At 67.6% G+C, this 17,437-nt stretch carries 17 protein-coding genes; 9 read left to right on the top strand and 8 right to left on the bottom strand.

Features of this window, described 5'->3' with window-relative positions; genetic code table 11:
* Positions 1 to 327: 327 nt before the first annotated feature.
* Both ABIB25_RS22455 and ABIB25_RS22450 read left to right on the top strand, forming a co-directional pair.
* Entirely contained in the window at positions 328 to 531 is a 204-nt protein-coding gene (locus ABIB25_RS22455) for a hypothetical protein (protein ID WP_354530750.1), read from the top strand.
* Positions 528 to 1,307: a hypothetical protein gene (locus ABIB25_RS22450; protein ID WP_354530749.1), complete on the top strand. Its 780-nt coding sequence runs from the start codon at positions 528 to 530 to the stop codon at positions 1,305 to 1,307. Before ABIB25_RS22455 ends, ABIB25_RS22450 begins: the two co-directional genes overlap by 4 nt.
* Positions 1,308 to 1,316: 9 nt before the next feature.
* Here the strand turns inward: ABIB25_RS22450 and ilvA are convergent, their stop codons facing one another.
* On the bottom strand, positions 1,317 to 2,657 hold the full coding sequence (gene ilvA / locus ABIB25_RS22445; protein ID WP_502919882.1) for a threonine ammonia-lyase IlvA: 1,341 nt from the start codon (positions 2,655 to 2,657) through the stop codon (positions 1,317 to 1,319).
* 386 nt (positions 2,658 to 3,043) lie between these two features.
* On the opposite strand from ilvA, the gene ABIB25_RS22440 reads away from it, so the two are divergent.
* From ABIB25_RS22440 to ABIB25_RS22415, 6 genes are all read left to right on the top strand, one after another.
* The gene (locus ABIB25_RS22440; RefSeq protein ID WP_354530747.1) at positions 3,044 to 3,859 is read left to right on the top strand and encodes a DeoR/GlpR family DNA-binding transcription regulator; all 816 of its coding nucleotides are present in this window, start codon (positions 3,044 to 3,046) and stop codon (positions 3,857 to 3,859) included.
* Positions 3,860 to 3,871: 12 nt separating this feature from the next.
* Positions 3,872 to 4,966, top strand: coding sequence for a galactose-1-phosphate uridylyltransferase (gene galT / locus ABIB25_RS22435; protein ID WP_354530757.1), 1,095 nt, complete (start codon positions 3,872 to 3,874; stop codon positions 4,964 to 4,966).
* A gap of 16 nt (positions 4,967 to 4,982) precedes the next feature.
* Positions 4,983 to 5,966, top strand: coding sequence for a UDP-glucose 4-epimerase GalE (gene galE / locus ABIB25_RS22430; RefSeq protein WP_354530746.1), 984 nt, complete (start codon positions 4,983 to 4,985; stop codon positions 5,964 to 5,966).
* On the top strand, positions 5,963 to 7,105 hold the full coding sequence (galK, locus tag ABIB25_RS22425) for a galactokinase (protein WP_354530745.1): 1,143 nt from the start codon (positions 5,963 to 5,965) through the stop codon (positions 7,103 to 7,105). Before galE ends, galK begins: the two co-directional genes overlap by 4 nt.
* A gap of 130 nt (positions 7,106 to 7,235) precedes the next feature.
* Positions 7,236 to 7,571, top strand: a complete 336-nt coding sequence (locus tag ABIB25_RS22420; RefSeq protein WP_354530744.1) for a PadR family transcriptional regulator — start codon at positions 7,236 to 7,238, stop codon at positions 7,569 to 7,571.
* Positions 7,568 to 7,966, top strand: coding sequence for a hypothetical protein (locus ABIB25_RS22415; RefSeq protein ID WP_354530743.1), 399 nt, complete (start codon positions 7,568 to 7,570; stop codon positions 7,964 to 7,966). The genes ABIB25_RS22420 and ABIB25_RS22415 overlap by 4 nt, the downstream gene beginning before the upstream one ends.
* A gap of 70 nt (positions 7,967 to 8,036) precedes the next feature.
* Here the strand turns inward: ABIB25_RS22415 and ABIB25_RS22410 are convergent, their stop codons facing one another.
* From ABIB25_RS22410 to deoC, 7 genes are all read right to left on the bottom strand, one after another.
* On the bottom strand, positions 8,037 to 8,423 hold the full coding sequence (locus tag ABIB25_RS22410; RefSeq protein WP_502919881.1) for a RidA family protein: 387 nt from the start codon (positions 8,421 to 8,423) through the stop codon (positions 8,037 to 8,039).
* Positions 8,424 to 8,553: 130 nt separating this feature from the next.
* Positions 8,554 to 9,942, bottom strand: coding sequence for a xylulokinase (xylB, locus tag ABIB25_RS22405; RefSeq protein ID WP_354530741.1), 1,389 nt, complete (start codon positions 9,940 to 9,942; stop codon positions 8,554 to 8,556).
* Between the two features lie 69 nt (positions 9,943 to 10,011).
* Entirely contained in the window at positions 10,012 to 11,286 is a 1,275-nt protein-coding gene (locus ABIB25_RS22400) for an ROK family transcriptional regulator (protein ID WP_354530740.1), read from the bottom strand.
* 180 nt (positions 11,287 to 11,466) lie between these two features.
* The gene (locus tag ABIB25_RS22395; protein ID WP_354530739.1) at positions 11,467 to 12,765 is read right to left on the bottom strand and encodes a sugar ABC transporter permease; all 1,299 of its coding nucleotides are present in this window, start codon (positions 12,763 to 12,765) and stop codon (positions 11,467 to 11,469) included.
* A complete protein-coding gene (locus ABIB25_RS22390) occupies positions 12,762 to 13,547 on the bottom strand; it encodes an ATP-binding cassette domain-containing protein (protein ID WP_354530738.1) in 786 nt (261 codons plus the stop codon). Before ABIB25_RS22390 ends, ABIB25_RS22395 begins: the two co-directional genes overlap by 4 nt.
* A 236-nt stretch (positions 13,548 to 13,783) precedes the next feature.
* Positions 13,784 to 14,914 (bottom strand): sugar ABC transporter substrate-binding protein, encoded by a 1,131-nt coding sequence (locus ABIB25_RS22385; protein WP_354530737.1) that lies wholly within the window; start codon positions 14,912 to 14,914, stop codon positions 13,784 to 13,786.
* A gap of 520 nt (positions 14,915 to 15,434) precedes the next feature.
* A complete protein-coding gene (gene deoC / locus ABIB25_RS22380) occupies positions 15,435 to 16,214 on the bottom strand; it encodes a deoxyribose-phosphate aldolase (RefSeq protein ID WP_354530736.1) in 780 nt (259 codons plus the stop codon).
* 156 nt (positions 16,215 to 16,370) lie between these two features.
* On the opposite strand from deoC, the gene pdxY reads away from it, so the two are divergent.
* On the top strand, positions 16,371 to 17,240 hold the full coding sequence (gene pdxY / locus ABIB25_RS22375; RefSeq protein WP_354530735.1) for a pyridoxal kinase PdxY: 870 nt from the start codon (positions 16,371 to 16,373) through the stop codon (positions 17,238 to 17,240).
* The last annotated feature ends 197 nt before the right edge of the window (positions 17,241 to 17,437 follow it).

Here is a 17,437-nt window from a genome sequence, read left to right as displayed (position 1 = left end):
AATATCGGGCACCATGCGCACCCAGAAAGGAGCCCAACACTTCGCCGATCTGCGCTCCTACCTACAAACATGCGCCAAAAACGGCATCACAGCCCTCGCCGCCCTCACCCAGCTGACCAGCAGAAACCCCTGGCTACCCGGCTACCCCTGACCAGCTACCATTTGTTTTGCATTCCTGTCGCATGGTCGTTCCTGTACCCGATGCCCGGGTACCGATGGTGCCGAGCGGTGCGGGGGGTGCCGCTCGGCACCACTTCTTGGATGCCGTCATCGCAGTTCGCCGATCATGAACTGGAAAGGGATGTCATGCGCTGCAAAGTCGATTCCATGGAGGTTTCGCCCACCGACACCGCGCACCTGAGGAACGTCGGGATGTGGGGCTGGGTGCACTCGATCAAGGGGGGTGACACCGCCACCGATTGGCACACCATCTCCGGCTCTCCACTGTCCGGCACGCTGCCGAATCTGGTGCTGGTCGGTGTCGAGGGCACACCCGCCGTCGTGGGCTTCCGGTTGGACAAGCAGTCATGACGCTGCCAGATCCGTTCACTCCGGCCCGCTATGCGACGGCTCCGGATGTGCCGGCAACGGCGCCCGGTGGGCTCCCGCCGCTCGACGGCGAGCTGTTCAAGGCCAGATACGGCGAACAGCTGGCCGGCTGGCTCGCGGATGTCGCCGCTGAGACCACGCGGAAGGCGGCGGACGTCGCGGCGGAGACGACCCGGAAAGCGGTCGAGACGGCTTTGGCCGCCGCCAGAGAAGATGCCGACCTCACGGCGGAAACCGCTTCCCTGAAAGGGATCGAGGACGCCTACATCGCGACGACCCAGGCCTCTCTCGATCGTTCGTTGACGCGGGTCAACATCGTGACCGCCTCGGTCGCCACGGTGACCACGCTGTACACGGGCCTGCTCGGCCTGGTCTACACAGCGGACTCGTCCAAGGGCAACAACCACCTGGGCGCCATCGCTCTCGTCCCCGGCCTCTTCCTCGGATTGGCTCTGTTTCTGGTGACCATCTACGCAGCGCTGATCAAAGCCAGCGTCACGGTCGGACCGCTTCTACCCACGGGGATCGGCGGTCAGATTCCTGAGCTACGCCTCATCACGTTCATGCGGTGGTGCTTCAGTGGTGTGCTGCAACGGTCTTGGGCGCTGCATGCCGGCATCGTCAGCTTCGGCGTTGGGGTCGTGACGCTGCCCGTGTCGTTCATCGCCCTGACCTCCGCGCAGCAGCAGCTGATCCTGTTCGGCGGGCTGGCGCTGGTCATCGGCACCGGCCTCGCCGGGAAATTCTTGCGGAAATGAGGCCGCCGACTACATCAGGAAGCGGTAGGCGGCGGAGCCGGGTTCGATGCGTTCCACGTCCATCGGCGCCGCGGCCATGCGCTCCAGCAGTCCCGGCAGGGATCCGGCCACCCCGAGCTCGATCCCGACGAGCGCGGCGCCGGTCTCCCGATTGTTGCGCTTGACGTACTCGAACAGCGTGATGTCGTCATCGGGGCCGAGTACGTCGTCCAGGAACCGGCGCAGCGCACCGGGTTCCTGCGGGAAGTCGACGAGGAAGTAGTGCTTGAGCCCGCTGTGCACCAAGGACCGTTCGACGATCTCGCCGTAGCGGGAAACGTCGTTGTTGCCGCCGGAGATCAGGCAGACCACCGTCGACCCGGGAGTCAGATCCAGTAGCGGCAGCGCCGTCACCGACAGGGCACCCGCCGGCTCGGAAATGATCCCCTCGTTCTGGTAGAGCGACAGCATCTCCGTGCAGATCGCGCCGGCCTCGACACTCGTCACCCCGAGAACGCCACCGGGCTGAGCGGACGGCGCCACCAGCGCATAGGTGAGGTCACCGATCCGCCGGACGGCCGCGCCGTCGACGAAGGGATCGAGGGTTTCCAGCCGCACCGGACCACCAGCCACCAGCGCTGCCGTCAGGGACGCCGCCCCGACCGGCTCGACCGCGGCGATGCGGACCTGCGGTGCATGTTCGCGCAGGTAGACGGTGAGTCCGGCGACCAGTCCGCCGCCGCCGACCGGCACCACGATGACGTCCGGCGCGCGCCCGAGATCCTCGAGGATCTCGGCGGCGATGGTGCCCTGGCCGGCGATGGTGCGCAGGTCGTCGAACGGCCGCACCATGATCGCGCCGGTGTCGACGGCGTGCTGGGCCGCAGCCTCCGCCGCGTCGTCGAAGGTATCGCCGACCAGCAGCAATTCGACCTGGTCGCCGCCGTGGGCGCGGATCCGGTCGCGCTTCTGGCGCGGGGTGGTACGGGGGAGATAGATGGTGCCGCTGATCCCGAGCGACCGGCAGGCGAAGGCCACCCCCTGTGCGTGATTGCCGGCGCTGGCACACACCACACCGGCCGCACGTTCGTCTGACGTGAGCTGCGACATCAGGTTGTAGGCGCCGCGCAGCTTGTACGAGCGAACCACCTGCAGGTCCTCGCGCTTGAGGTATACCTGGGTCCCCGTCGCCTGCGACAACCGGTCGCACGGCTGCAGCGGGGTCCGCTCGATGACGCCGGCGATCCGCCGCGCGGCCTGCTCCACATCGGCGGCGGTGAGGCCGCCCGCTGCAGTGGGGCCGCCGGCTGCAGTGGGGCCGCCGGACCCGGCGGGGACGTCGAGCTGTTCGGAGACGGACACGCTCTCCATTGTCTCCTGCTCTCGCTCCCCACCGTTCGCGGTCGGGGATCCGTCATGCGGGGGATTCTTCTGGATGGACCCCCGAGTTGCGGGGATCACATATCCGACAATTCAGACAGATGCGGGCTATTTGCTCCCCGCTCGATCAACGGACTACGCCCCGACCAGCACTCCTGCCTCACCGCAGCCACGCGCCAGTCGCAGCGGTGCCGGCAACGCTACGAGTGCTGCGTACGCGCTACGGGTCGACCCGTGAACGCTGATTCCCACGGTACACACAGAAACTCACACAGGTAGCTGATCTATGGTTGACATTGTGCGAAATTGATCAGAGAATCGACAACAACGAACCGAATGGACCTCGCCCCAACACCCGCTGATCCGGAAGGGATCCTGTGCTTGCTCAAGTCCGCCAGGCTCGCATCCTGGACGAGGTGCGTCGTTCCGGCGGTGTCCGCGTTGCCGACCTGACGGCGATCCTCGGTGTCTCGGACATGACGGTACGGCGTGACCTCGAGGTGCTCGACCGCAAGGGCCTGCTGGCCAAGGTCCACGGCGGTGCGACGGCGGTCGAGACGGCCAGCGCCATCGAGCCCGACTTCGAGGCCAAGAGCGTCCGGGAGCTGCCGGAGAAGGAAGCCATCGCCGAACGGGCCGCCACCCTGGTCCGCCCCGGCATGGCCATCGCGATCACCGCCGGCACCACCACCTGGACCCTGGCCCGGCATCTGGCCAACGTCGCCGACCTCACCGTCGTCACCAACTCCCTCAAGGTGGCCGAGGTGCTCAACCACCAACAACGGCGCGACCTGACGGTGGTGCTCACCGGCGGCCTGCGCACCCCTTCCGACGGCTTGGTCGGACCCATTGCGGTGCAGGCGATCCGGTCGCTGCGGGTGGACATGGTGATCATGGGGGTGCACGGTCTGGACGAGCATGCCGGCCTCACCACCCCGAACCTGATGGAGGCGGAGACCAACCGCGCACTGGTCGAGTCCGCCCGACGGCTGGTCGTCGTCGCCGACCACACCAAGTGGGGCGTAGTCGGTCTCGCCCAGATCGCACCACTTCGCGCAGTGAGCACGTTGATCACCGACGATCGCCTCGACCCGCACGCCGCCGCCGTCCTTGCCGACCAGGTCGGCGAGGTCATCATCATTCCCACGCCGGACGACCAGACCGATGCCGCAGACCACGAAGAGAATGCGTGACGTCCCGTGACCATGCTCCGCACCTCCGCCCGCCTGTCCGATGGACGGGAGATCATCTACTTCGACGAGAGTCCGGATGCAGTCAGGGTTCTCGAGGACCCGCGTGGTCTGGCGCCGGTCGAGTCCACCTCGACCGCACGCTACGACCGGCTGACCGGCGAGTGGGTCGGAATCGCCGGTCACCGTCAGACGCGCATCTACCAGCCGCCCGCCGACCAGTGCCCGCTGTGCCCATCGACGGCGGCCAACCACAGCGAGATCCCCTCCCCGCAATACGATGTCGTCGTCTTCGAGAACCGGTTCCCGTCATTTGCGGGAACCGGTTCGCCGGCTAGGATCGGGCGGTTCTTCACCACCGTCGAGGGCAATGGTCGTTGTGAGGTCGTGTGTTTCACCTCCGACCACAACGCCACCTTCTCCCACCTGACGCCCGAACGGGTCGGCACGGTGATCGAGGCGTGGGCGGATCGCACCGCAGCCCTCTCGGCGCAGCCGGGCATCGAGCAGGTCTTCTGCTTCGAGAACCGAGGCGCTGAAATCGGTGTCACGCTGGCGCACCCGCACGGCCAGATCTACGGCTACCCGTTCGTCACCCCGAATACGGCCGCCATGCTGCGTCAGGTCGCCGAGTACCGCACCGCCACCGGCGGCAACCTGTTCGGCGCAGTGTTGGACGCCGAGATCGCAGAGGGCGTAAGACTTGTCGCGCAGAACGAGCACTGGGTGGCGTTCGTCCCGTTCGCGGCACGCTGGCCGATCGAGGTGCAGCTGTTCCCCCGGAAACGCGTCGCCGACCTCACCGAGCTATCCCCCGAGCAGCGCCTCGCCCTGGCCCCGATCTACCTCGAGGTGCTGCGCCGGATGGAAGGGGTCTTCGACGACAGCCTCCCGGCCATCACCGCCTGGCACCAGGCGCCGGTGCACGAGGGCCGCGACGACTTCTGGCTGCACCTGCAGATCTTCACCATCCGTCGTTCGGTCGGCAAGCTCAAGTACCTGGCCGGGTCGGAGTCGGCCATGGGAGCCTTCGTCAACGACATCCCACCCGAGGTGGCCGCCGAGCGGCTGCGTCAGGTTCCGCTCGATCCGGCACAGTCCGGGCACTGAAGAAGGACTGACAAAGATGAAAACGCTCGTCGTCGGCGGTGCCGGCTACATCGGTTCGGTGGTGACGCGACTCCTGCTGGCCGACGGCCACGAAGTGGTCGTGCTGGACAACTGCTCCACCGGCCACGCCGACTCGATTCCCGAAGGCGTGCAGCACATCCAGGCGGACATCACCACCTCGAGCGAGGTGCTGGCCGGCGCGGGCTATGACGCCGTGCTGCACTTCGCCGCCAAGTCGCTGGTCGGCGAGTCCGTGCTCGAGCCCTCCCTGTACTGGCACACCAACGTACTCGGGTCACGCGCCCTGCTCGACGCGATCACCGAGCACCAGGTGCCGCGCCTCGTCTTCTCCTCCACCGCCGCGGTCTACGGCGAACCGGAGACCTTCCCGATCACCGAGGACTCACCGACCAAGCCGACCAGCACCTACGGCGCCACCAAGCTCGCCGTCGACATGATGATCACCAACGAGTGTGCCGCTAGCGAACTGGCCGCCGTCTCGCTGCGCTACTTCAACGTCGCCGGTGCGGCGTGGGGTGCCGGCGAGAGGCATACCACCGAAACGCATCTCATCCCGATTGCGTTGGACGCAGTGGCCGGCCGCCGCGACAAGCTCGACATCTACGGCGACGACTGGCCCACTCCGGACGGCACCCCGATCCGTGATTACGTGCACGTCGAGGATCTCGCCCGTGCGCATGTCCTCGCCCTGACGGCGGCCAGCCCCGGTGAGCACCTGATCTGCAACCTGGGCAACGGCAACGGTTTCAGCGTCCGCGAGGTGATCGCCGAGGTCGAGCGCGTCACCGGCCTCGAGATGCCCACGGTCACCGGTCCGCGCCGTCCCGGCGATCCGACCAGGCTCGTTGCCTCGGCCGCCCGTGCCAAGGAGCGTCTCGGCTGGGAACCGCAGCTCGACCTCGGGCGCATGGTCGCCGACGCCTGGGAGTTCAGCAACTCCCCGATCGCGCAACACGCGTTGCACACTCAAACCCCATGAGCGCAGGCGATCTGTTCCGTTCCGCGTTCGGATCCGGCGCGTTCTCGGAATTTTCAGCACCCGGCCGGGTCAACCTGATCGGCGAGCACACCGACTACAACAACGGCTTGGTGCTGCCGTTCGCCATCGACGCCCGCACGCACGTCGCTCTGTCGCGCAACGACCTCGGTGAGGTGCGGGTCGTCTCGGCCCAGCGTCCCGAGCAGATCCGGTCCCTGCGGGTCGGCGAGATCCAGCCCAGCGAGGGTGATGTGGACTGGACCGACTACGTCTACGGTGTCTTCTGGGCGCTGACCCAGTCTGGTCGGACCCTCGGCGGTGTCGACCTGGCCGTCGACTCGAACGTGCCGGTCGGGGCCGGGCTCTCGTCGTCTGCGGCTCTGGAATGCGCTGTGGGACTAGCGTTGTCGACGGTGCACGGGTACGACGTGCCGCTGCCCGAGATCGCCCGGCTGGCCCAGCGCGCCGAGAACGTCTACGTGGGCATGCCCTGCGGCCTGATGGACCAGATGGCCTCCGCCACCTGCCAGGCCGGCAGCGTGCTGTTCTTCGACGTCGGCGCCGACACATGCGAGAACATCCCGTTCGACACCGCCGCGAGCGGGCTCTCGGTGCTCGTCATCGACACCAAGGCCCACCACGAACTGGCCGACGGCGAGTACGCCAAGCGCCGTGCCTCGTGCGAGCAGGCGGCAGCGCAGCTGGGTCTGAAGTCGTTGCGGGACATCGAGTTCGACGGCCTGGCCGATGCCCTGTCCCGGCTGGACGACGACGTGCTGATCCGCCGCGTCCGCCACATCGTCACCGAGAACGAACGCGTCCGGACGGTGGTCGGGTACCTGCGTCAGGGCGCGGTGTCCTCGATCGGCCCCGATCTCACCGCCTCGCACGTCTCCTTGCGGGACGACTTCGAGGTGTCTGCCGAGGAACTGGACATCGCTGTCGACGCGGCCCTGTCCTCCGGCGCCCTGGGTGCCCGCATGACGGGCGGAGGTTTCGGCGGGTCGGTGATCGCTCTCGTTCCCGAGTCCGTCGCCGCCGCCGTGACCGACGCCGTGCTCGCCGCCTTCGCCGCCCGGTCGCTGACCACCCCGGTGGTCCGGACCGTCGCCCCCGCCACCGGCGCCCGCGCCGACTGAGCTCGAGCCGGGCCCGACCCGGGTTGCGGGCACTCGTCTGAACGCCCGTCTGCCCGCCTGGTCAGCACCGGCACCCTGTCTCACCCGTTCGGATCTCCCGTTGGCTTCTCTCCCTAGGTAGCGTACGACCATGGTGGACAGATTGCCCCGGCTGACACATTCGACGCAGGCCGTACTCCGCGCGATGGTCGAGAACCCGATGGCGCTCAAGTACGGCCTGGAAGTCGGCGCTGCCACTGGACTCCCGAGTGGGACCATCCACCCGATCCTGGCGCGGTTGGAGAACCTCGGCTGGGTCGAGAGTGACTGGGAAGCCATCGATCCCAAGATCCAAGGGCGTCCGCGGCGACGGTACTACCGGATCAGTGACGACGGCCTTTCCGCCGCCCGACAGGCCTTGGCACAGGCTGACGCCGCCACCAGCCGAATCAGGACGAGGCTGCGGCCCAGCCCAGAACCGACATGAGCGAACCGCCCGCACCACGACGACCAGGAGCACTGGCACAGATCTTGATCATCATCGCTGTCCGGGCCATACCTCGCGACCGCCGTGATCGGTACGAGGACGAATTCCGCGCTGACCTCTGGCTGTTGACGCCTCGTGGCCAGCTGGTGCACGCGGTCAGCGTGCTGGCCGGCATCATCCGACTACGCAGGAGCCTGAAGGAGAATGCCATGCGATCGATCTCGAACTGGCGGTGCCGGATCGGTCTCCACCACTACGTGGTGGTCAGCGACGACAACGCCGAGAACCAGAAGGCCTTCCACCTGGAATGTACGAGGTGCCTCAAGTTGAAGGACACCAAGGAATACGAGCCCTCCGACGGCAAGTACATGTCCGGCGGCACGATTCCCCTGTAGTCCTGCGGTGCTGTACTACCGGCCGCTCTGATATCCGAGGGCCAACCGCAGCGCTCTACAGGCCCAGCGCCTACGGGCGACGAAGCAGCGCGGTCACCTCGATCTCGATGAGCATGGCGGGGTCGAGCAGGCCGCACTGCATCATCGTCGCCGCCGGCGGAGCGTCCCCGAAGTACCGCCGCAACGTCGGCCAGCAGGCTGCGAAGTCATTGCGATCCGGGAGCAGGTAGTGCACCCGGACGACGTCGGCGACCGTCGCTCCAGCTTCGGCGAGCGCCGCGACCACATTCAGCATCGTCTGTTCCGCCTGCGCGACGACGCCCTCCGCCAGCGTCATGCTGGTGTACTCGAAGCCGGTGCAACCGGAGACGAAGACCCACTCCCCGTCGACAACGGCTCGGGCGTAACCGATCTGGGTCTCGAACGTGGACCCGGAGGTGAGGTGGCGTCTGGACATCACCCGACCCTAGCCCGACGGTTCGGTCGGCGGCTCGGATGAGCGCCCGCCCACTCTGATGACGCTCGAGTGTCATACGTCCACCCCGGAAGTCATACCAGCGCCCGCGCACCGCACCGTACCGCAGGCGTTACCAGCCGACAGTGGCGTCGCGCAGTGCGTCGTACTGCGCCCGGACGACCGGCGTCGGCACCCCGGTGAACTCCTGGAACGGGGCGGCGGCCCAGATCGGCGGCTCGGCCGCACCGGACAACGCCCACGCGGCCTGACGAGCGGCGCCCAGCGCCACGTACTCGCCGGGCTCGAGCACCTGCACCGACTGCCCGAAGACGCCCGGCGCGAGCTGCTGCACGGCCGGGTTGCGCGACCCGCCGCCGATCATCAGCACCCGGGTCGGCTTGACGTCCAACGCGTCGACGGCGTCGGCCAGCGAGCAGAGCAGGGACTCGACCGCGGCCCTGGCCAGGTTCTCCCGGGTGGCACCGGACGTCAGCCCGGCGAACACACCGGTCGCCGACGGCCGGTTCGGGGTGCGCTCGCCATCCAGGTACGGCAGCAGGGTCAGGCCGCCGGCACCCACGTCACCGGCGAAGGCGAGCCGGGCGAACTCGTCGTGGTCGACCCCGAGCAGTCCGCCGATGACGCTGAGGATCCGCGAAGCATTGATGGTGCAGACCAACGGTAGGTAGTGTCCGGTGGCATCGGCGAAGCCGGAGACCGAACCGGTCGGGTCGGCGCACTCCGTATCGGCGATGCAGAAGGCCGTCCCCGAGGTACCGATCGACACCACCACTTCACCCGACGCGATGGCCAGACCCAGTGCGGCGGCCATGTTGTCGCCGGTACCGGCGGACAGTGGAACCCCATTCGGGGTGTGGCCGGCGACGGCGCCGGGAGCCACGAGCCGAGGCAGCACCGGGGCGGTCTCGCGGCCGAGTGCCCATGCGGCCAGTTCCGGGATCCAGTCGCGTCGGGCCGGTGAGTAGTACCCGGTGCCGGAGGCATCGCCGTGGTCGGTCGTCATCCCGGTGTTGCCGGTTCCGCCACCGAGCTTCCAGGTCAGCCAGTCGTGCGGGAGCAGTACGGCGGCGGTGCGCGCGGCATTCTCCGGCTCGTGCTCGGCCATCCACCGGAGCTTCGTCACGGTGAAGGACGCTGCCGGCACCGATCCGATCGCGTCGGCGCAGGCCTGCGGCCCGCCGAGGTGCTCGACCACCGTGGAGATCTGCGGCGCGGACCGCAGGTCGTTCCAGAGCAGGGCGTCACGGACGACCTCGCCCGAGGCGTCGAGCGCCACCATGCCGTGCTGCTGCCCGCCGACGCCGATCGCCGACGCCCGCTCCAGGAGGCCGGAACCGGCCTGCTGCAACGCTTCCCACCACGCATCGGGGTGGACGGACGTCCCGTTCGGGTGCGGTGCCGAGGCCTGGTCGACGACCACGCCGTCCGACGCCCGTACCAGCAGCACCTTGGTCGACTGCGTCGAGGAATCGATTCCTGCCACAAGAGTTTCGCTCACGCCCTCATCCTTTCACTCGCCTGCCCGACCCCTCGCCCGCGCTCGCCCACCGCCCCCACGCATCCACCCTCACCCTGGCACCAGCACCAGGGTGGGGTCGTTGATCAGGGTGTCGATCCCGGCGTGGGCGGCGCCCAGGGCCGGCGCCTCGAAGCCGAGGGTCGAGAACTCGAGGCGACAGGCCATCACGGCGCCGCCGAGCACGCGTGACCGCATCTCGGTGTCCACCGCCTCGTGGATGTACTTCTGCAGCGCGGCGAAGTGCCCACCGAAGATGATCACCTCGGGGTCGAGCAGGTTCGCCAGCACGGAGGCGCCGACGCCCAGCAGCCGGCCGGTCTCGGACAGCGCGTGCAGGGTGCGGCCGTCGGCTGCCTCCGCCCGCAGGATGATCTCGTTCAGCCGGGCCGCCATGTCGCCCTTGCGCAGCCCGTCCCCGGCACCGTCGCCGGATCCGGCGCCGTCTCCGGATCCGGATCCGGCGACGGCGTCCACCACCGCGTTCATCCCGACCGCGGTCTCCCAGCAGCCCTGACGCCCGCAGCCGCACAGCACGGTCGGATCACCGATCGGCATGTGTCCGACCTCGCCGGCGAAACCCGTTGCGCCGCGGATGATCCGCCCGTCGACGATCATCCCGGCACCGACCCCGATCTCGCCGACCAGGTAGAGCAGGTTGGACGAGCCGGCGGACGGTCCCGACGCGTACTCGGCCATCGCGCCCAGATTCGCATCGTTGTCGACGGCGATCCGGGTTCCGGTCCACCCGAGACGCCCCATCAGCGTGTGCACCACATCGACCTGACGCCAGTGCAGGTTGGGACCGTAGGCGAGCACACCGGCATCGATGTCGATCAGACCGGGCAGTGACAGATGCAGCGTCTCGACCTGTTCGGGACGGGCGCCGCAGTCGAGCACCAGGGCTGCGGCCAGATCGGCCACCCGGCCCATCGCCCGGGCCGGCCCGAGCTCGAGCATGGGCAGCGAGAGCCGGCGGCGGGCCAGCACCCGGCCGGTCAGATCGGTGATCACGCCCGCGAGGTAGTCGACGTTCAATTCCAGGCCGATGCACCGGACGACCCCGGTGTTGACCTCGATGGTGCGACCAGGGCGGCCGACCCCGCTGCGTTGGGTATTGCCTTCGATGACAAGGCCGCGGTCGACCAGTTCGGTGACCAGGCTGGACACGGTGGCCTTGTTGAGTCCGGTGTCGTCCGCCAGTCGGGCGCGTGATCGCGGCCCGCCCGCAGACAGGCTGCGCATCAGCAGCCCGAGGTTCAACCGTCGGACGGTGGCCTGGTCGGCGGGCGAACCGGCGTCGCCGGTGGCCGGGATGGTACGCATGCCGGCCTCCGTTTCTGCTGCGGGACAATGTTTTCCAGGACAACGGTGCATGTCGGGGTACGGGAAGCAGTGGCCCGGCGACACTGCCGCCGGGCCACTCCTGTTGTTGATCGGAACGTGTGTTGATCGGAACGTGCGTCTGATCGACCGGGCTGATCGGAAGAACGCGGTAACCGAGCGCTAGCGGGCAGAACCGGCCCGGCGACGACGCGACAGCGCGTCCACCGAGGCGGCCAGCAGGAGCACGATGCCGGTGATGATGTAGTTGATCTTCGTCTCGACCCCGAGCAGGCCGAGTCCGTTGTTGATGACGCCGATCACCAGGCCGCCAAGGATGGCATCCCGGGCCTTGCCCTTGCCACCGAACAGCGAGGTACCGCCGATGACGGCCGCCGCGACGGCGAACAGCAGCACATTGCCGCCGCCGGAGCTGGACGACACCGACCCGATGCGCGAGGCATCGATGATGCCGGAGAAGGCGGCCAGCGCCGAACTCAGCACGAAGCAGTAGATCGTCATCCGACCGACCCGGATACCGGCCCGTCGTGCCGCTTCGGCGTTGCCACCGACGGCGTAGACGTACCGTCCGAAGGCGGTGCGGTTCTGCACGAAGGTCAGGATCACCAGCAGCACCCCGACGATCGGCGCGATCCACGGGATCCCGGCGAGGTCGGAGTTGTTCAGCCCGCGGTTGGTGGACAGCGCGATGGTGCCGAGGATCAGCAGGACGGCGATGACGGCGATGCGGATGCTGACCACGACCAGCGGCGTGGTGATCAGATTCTGTGCCGTCCGGCGCTGCCAGACGATGAGGTTGACGGCCGCGTAGGCGACGATCGAGAGGATCACCACGACCCAGCCGACACCGACGGACATGTTGCCGCCGTCGATGGCGACGATGACCGAATCGCCGACCGAGACGGTTCCACTCTGGCCCATGATGACCAGCAGCAGGCCCTGCCAGGCCAGGAAGAAGGCCAGCGTCACGACGAAGCTGGGGATACCGACGACGGTGACCAGCCAGCCGGTGAGCAGACCCATCAGCACGCCGACGACGAGCGCCGCGACAGTCGCGGTGTACCACTGCCAGTTGTGCAGCACGAGCAGCTGAGCCATCACGCCGGCGGCCACACCGCCGATCACACCGGCCGACAGGTCGATGTGGCCGAGCAGCAGCACGAACCCGATCCCCATGGCCAGCACGCAGATGGAACCGCTCTGCTGCAACAGGTTTCCGAGGTTGTAGACCGTCATGAAGTCGCTGGGCTTGGCGATCCAGAAGACGATGATCAGCACGACGAGGCCGAGCACCGCCGGCAATGCCCCGACATCACCTCCCCTGACCTTGTTCACATATCCCTGGAAGTACCCACCAAGGCTCGTCGGGCCGGAACTGTCGCCCGAGAACGACGTCCTGGCCTCCAGACTCGCCTCGTCGGCCGTCTTCTTGCCCAACTTGGGCTTGCTGGGACTCGTCATGCGGACACCTCTGCGACGGCGCGGGGCAGACCGATGTCGCCGGTCCGCCCGGTGGTGATCAGTTCGATGATCTGGGGGGTGGTGACGTCCTTTGCCGCCACGTCGGCCGCGACCCGGCCGAGGTAGAGCGGGGTGATCCGGTCGGAGACCTCTTTGACGTCATTCATGTTGTGGCTGATCAGCATCACGGCAAGACCGTTGTCGGCCAGCCGGCGGACCAGGTCGAGGACCTGGCGCGTCTGCGCGACACCCAGGGCCGCGGTCGGCTCGTCGAGCATGACGACCTTGGAGTTCCACAGCACCGACTTGGCGATGGCCACGGATTGGCGCTGCCCACCGGACAGACTCGAGACGAGTTGGCGGACCGAAGAAATGGTCCGGACGGACAGGGAAGCGAGCGTCTCCTTGGCGCGCTTCTCCATCGTCGCCTCGTCGAGCACCATGCCGGCCTTGGGCTCGCGGCCGAGGAACATGTTCTGCACGATGTCGAGGTTGTCGCAGAGCGCGAGGTCCTGGTAGACGATCTCGATGCCGAGGGCGGCGGCGTCACGGGGACCGCTGACGCTGACGTCGTTGCCCTCGAACAGGTACTGCCCGGAGTCGATCGAGTTGATCCCGGCGACACACTTGACCAGGGTTGACTTCCCGGCGCCGTTGTCACCGACCAGTGCGGTCACCTGGCCGGGATACAGCGACAGGTTGACGTCGTGCAGGACCTGGACGGCGCCGAAACTCTTGTTCACCCCCAGCAACTGGAGGATGGGCGTCTGCGTCTGGGTCATCGGCATCTCGTCTCTGGGCTCGGGATCTAGGTTCGGTGTCGAGCCTCGGGGCTCGGTTGATCTGTCGCGCGAAAGTTGTTGGACCGCTTGCGTTTCAGGATTGCTCGTCCGAGGACACCCGACGCCGACGCAGAACCGGGCGGTGACACAGGATGCCTGCGCCACCGCCCGGTCGATTCAGCTGACTGCGGTCGAGCTCGCCGCGGTTGACATCACAGCGGTTGACATCACAGCGGTCAGGAGGTGATACCGGCAGCCGTGCACTTGGCCACGAAGGCCGCGGTGCACAGATCCTTGTAGGTCACCAGACCACCCTCGAGAACGGTCTTGATGTTCGTCTTGGTGATGGCCTCCGGCGTCAGGAGCACGGCCGGGATGACCTTCTTGGTGGTGCTGTCGGTGACGGTCCCGGTGGTGGCCGGCGTTCCGCCCTTGGCCAGCGCGACAGCGGCAGCGGCGAGTCCGGCCGCTTCCTTGTCGACGGCCTTGTAGACCGTCATGCACTGGGTGCCGTCGAGGATGTTCTGCAGGCCCTGGGCCGTGGCATCCTGCCCGGTGACCGGGATGGTCAGCTTGTTCTTCTTCAGGATCGAGATCGCGGCGTTGCCGAGACCGTCGTTGGCGGCGAGGACGCCGTCGACCTTGCCGCCGGCGGCGGTGAAGAGCTGCTCGAAGACGGTGGCGGCAACGGCGTTGTCCCAGTCCTTGACGGCCTGCTCGCCGACCTTCTTGTAGGTGGTGATCTTGTCGAGCACGGAGTGCGCGCCGGCTGCGAAGAGGGTCGCGTTGTTGTCCGTCGGCGAACCGTTCAAGTAGATGATGTTCTTGGCGCCGGCGCCCATGCAGTCAGCCAGACCCTTGCCCTGCAGCTCGCCGACCTTGGTGTTGTCGAAGGACACGTAGGCAGAGGCGCTGCCGCCGAGGGTCAGCCGATCGTAGTCGAGGGTCTTGACGCCGGACTTGGCTGCCTTCGCCTCGATGGCCGCACCGGACGCGCTGTCCAGGTTGACGATGGCCAGGACCGTGACGCCGCTGGCCAGCATCTGGTCGGCGATGGTCGCCATCTGGGTGGCGCTGCCCTGGGCGTTCTGGATGTCCGAGGCGATCCCGGCCGCGTCGAACGCCTTCTTGAGCAGCGGAGCGTCGAAAGAGGCCCAACGGGCGGAGGACTTCGTATCGGGAAGGATGACGCCGACCTTGCCCTTGCTCGAGCCGCCACCGGACGCAGGCGCCGAGGAAGGAGCGGATCCGCTGGAGGCGGCCGACGTCGTCGGGGCCGCAGCCGTCGTGCTGGAACTACCACATGCTGCAACCACGAGCGTCCCGGCGACCATCAGGCCGAGAGCAGCGGAAGTTTTGAGCCGCATGTACTTTCCTCTCTGTTGAAACACCGGCGGTCGGACGACCGGGCGGCGTGAATGCCGGACCGGGTCGGGGGCGACCGTGGTCCGTCGAGCAGGGGATGGGAATACACCCAGGGGGAGAAGGTGCCGAGCGATCGGCGAAGCGGGCTAGGTGCCCGCAGGGCAGGTGGTGCCGAACACCGAGGCAGCTGGGGACAGACGGGGCCTGTGGAGCGGGTCGGAAAGATACTTCGACTCAGACATCGGTGTCCTTCGCTGTACGGCCACCGCGACGCCATACGTCGGGTGTCAGGGACCGAGGCCGTGATGTAGTTCACGAGCAAGGTCAGCCGTCCAACAAACTATGGACAGGTGTTGGTGCTTGTCAACTAGGCAGAAGGTCACCTTTAGGTCACTGCCCATCCAAATTGGTCACGATTGTGACACCAAGGATGACCAAGTTCCCCCAGCACCTGCGAAGACACTGCCTCGGCGGGTGTCCGGCAGGCGGGCCGTGCCCTGGCCGAGGAGCGAGGACAAAGCGTCAGTACGAGTACAGCGATCCGCGGACCTGACCGCCGCCGGTCACGATTCGGACACCGGCGGACGTACCGACCAGATCGGCGCCGGCCACCAGGACGGCACGGACCTGCTCGATGGTCTTGATGCCGCCGGCCGCCTTGACACCGACCGAGTCGGGGACGGCGGCGCGCAGGTACGAGATGGTCGACGGGTCCGCGATTCCGACGGCGCCTCGTGACGCGTTCTTGACGAAGGCGACCCCGGCGTCGATCGCGGCCTTGACACACCGTTCACGTTGACGGGCGTTCAGCAGCGGCAGTTCGAGCATGACCTTGACGCCGACCGGTGAGGCCGCCTCGACCACAGCCTCGAGGTCCGCGGCGAACTCGTCATACCGACTGGAGAGCAGATAACCGATGTTCACGGTGGAGTCGAGCTCGTCGACCCCGGCGTCCACCAGGGCCTTCGCCTCGGCCACCCGGCCCGCCGTTGTCCCGTTGCCGTGCGGGTAGTCGATGAACGCACCGACCCGCCCGGCAGTCCCGCGCATCTCGTCCTTTGCGGCCCAGATCCAGGAGGGCGGGACGATCGCCGCGTCGAACCCGTAGGTCAGACACTCCTGGACGTGCAGGCGCACCTGGCGTTCGGTGATCGCCTGCCCGACGAGGGTGTGCTGGATGCGCCCGGCCAGCTGGGCCGGCGGCAGCACGAGCGCCGGATGCGGCGCCGATACTGGCTGGTCCTGGAGGTACTGGGTGACATCGAGCGGCTTGAAACCGTGCGGCGCAGTAGGTGCGGCCATGATTGATCTCCCTTGAACCGATCGGCACCAGCGAACTGATCGACCCGGATCCGGTGTGTTCGTGCAACGACATGCGTGAGCATCGTCTCATGACCAGCGGGTCACCGGCCCACGGGTCGTCCCGGGTCGTTCGGGCGTCTCCTAGGCTGAGCGACCATGCGCATCCTGTCGATCCAGTCCTCGGTCGCCTACGGGCACGTCGGCAACAGCGCCGCGACGTTCCCGCTCCAGCGCCTCGGACACGAGGTCTGGCCGGTGCTCACCGTCCACTTCTCCAACCACACGGGGTACGGATCGTGGCGCGGCCAGGTGCTCGATCCCGGAGTGGTGGCCGAGGTGATCGAGGGTATCGCCGACCGCGACGTGCTCGGGACCGTCGACGCGGTGCTGACCGGCTATCAGGGGTCGCCCGGGGTGGCCGAGGTCGTGCTCCAGACGGTCGCCCGCATCCGTGCGCTGAACCCGGCCGTCGTCTATTGCTGCGACCCGGTGCTCGGCGACGTCGACCGCGGCATGTTCGTGCTGCCGGGAGTGCCCGAGCTGATGCGTGATCGGGTCGTTCCGGTCGCAGATGTGGTGACGCCCAACGCTTTCGAGCTGGCCTACCTCGCCGGTGTCTCGCTCGACGACATCTCCGAGATGACGGGGCTTCTCGCCGCCGTCGAACGCGTGCGGGCAATGGGACCGTCGACCGTGCTCGTGACATCGGTGGAAGGTTTGTGGGGCAACGGTTCCGACGTTTCTGGCGCTGAGATCGCGATGCTGGCCGTCGATCCCACCGGAGCCTTCCTCGTCCGCACTCCGCGGCTGCCGATCTCGGTCAACGGCGCCGGGGACGTCACGGCTGCCTTGTTCCTGGCGCACCTGCCCTCCGGGATCCAGAGCGCCCTCGCCAAGGTCGCCTCGTCCGTGCACGCGATCCTCCGGCGCACCGCCGACAGCGGGTCGCGGGAGATCCAGCTCATCCAGTCCCAGCACGAGATCGCCCACCCGGCCTGCGAATTCGAGGTGGTCCGCATCGGCTGAGCACTGTCCGCCGACGGGTGCGAGACACGCTCATGTTGCCCCCCGACACCAGGTCACGCGTTCCGAACCATGCCCGATCCGGGGCCTGCTGTGCTCACCCGCTCACCCGCTCACCCGCGGTCGGCCGTGGGCCCAGGGCAACTTGCGGGGAGCATAAGTCCGGCAAATCGGACGTAGATCAGAAATATGCTCCCCGC

The sequence above is a fragment of the Nakamurella sp. UYEF19 genome, assembly GCF_040546275.1.
Classification (GTDB): Bacteria; Actinomycetota; Actinomycetes; order Mycobacteriales; family Nakamurellaceae; genus Nakamurella.
Note: the sequence above shows the minus strand (reverse complement) of the source record. Positions and strands in the feature narration are given on the sequence as shown.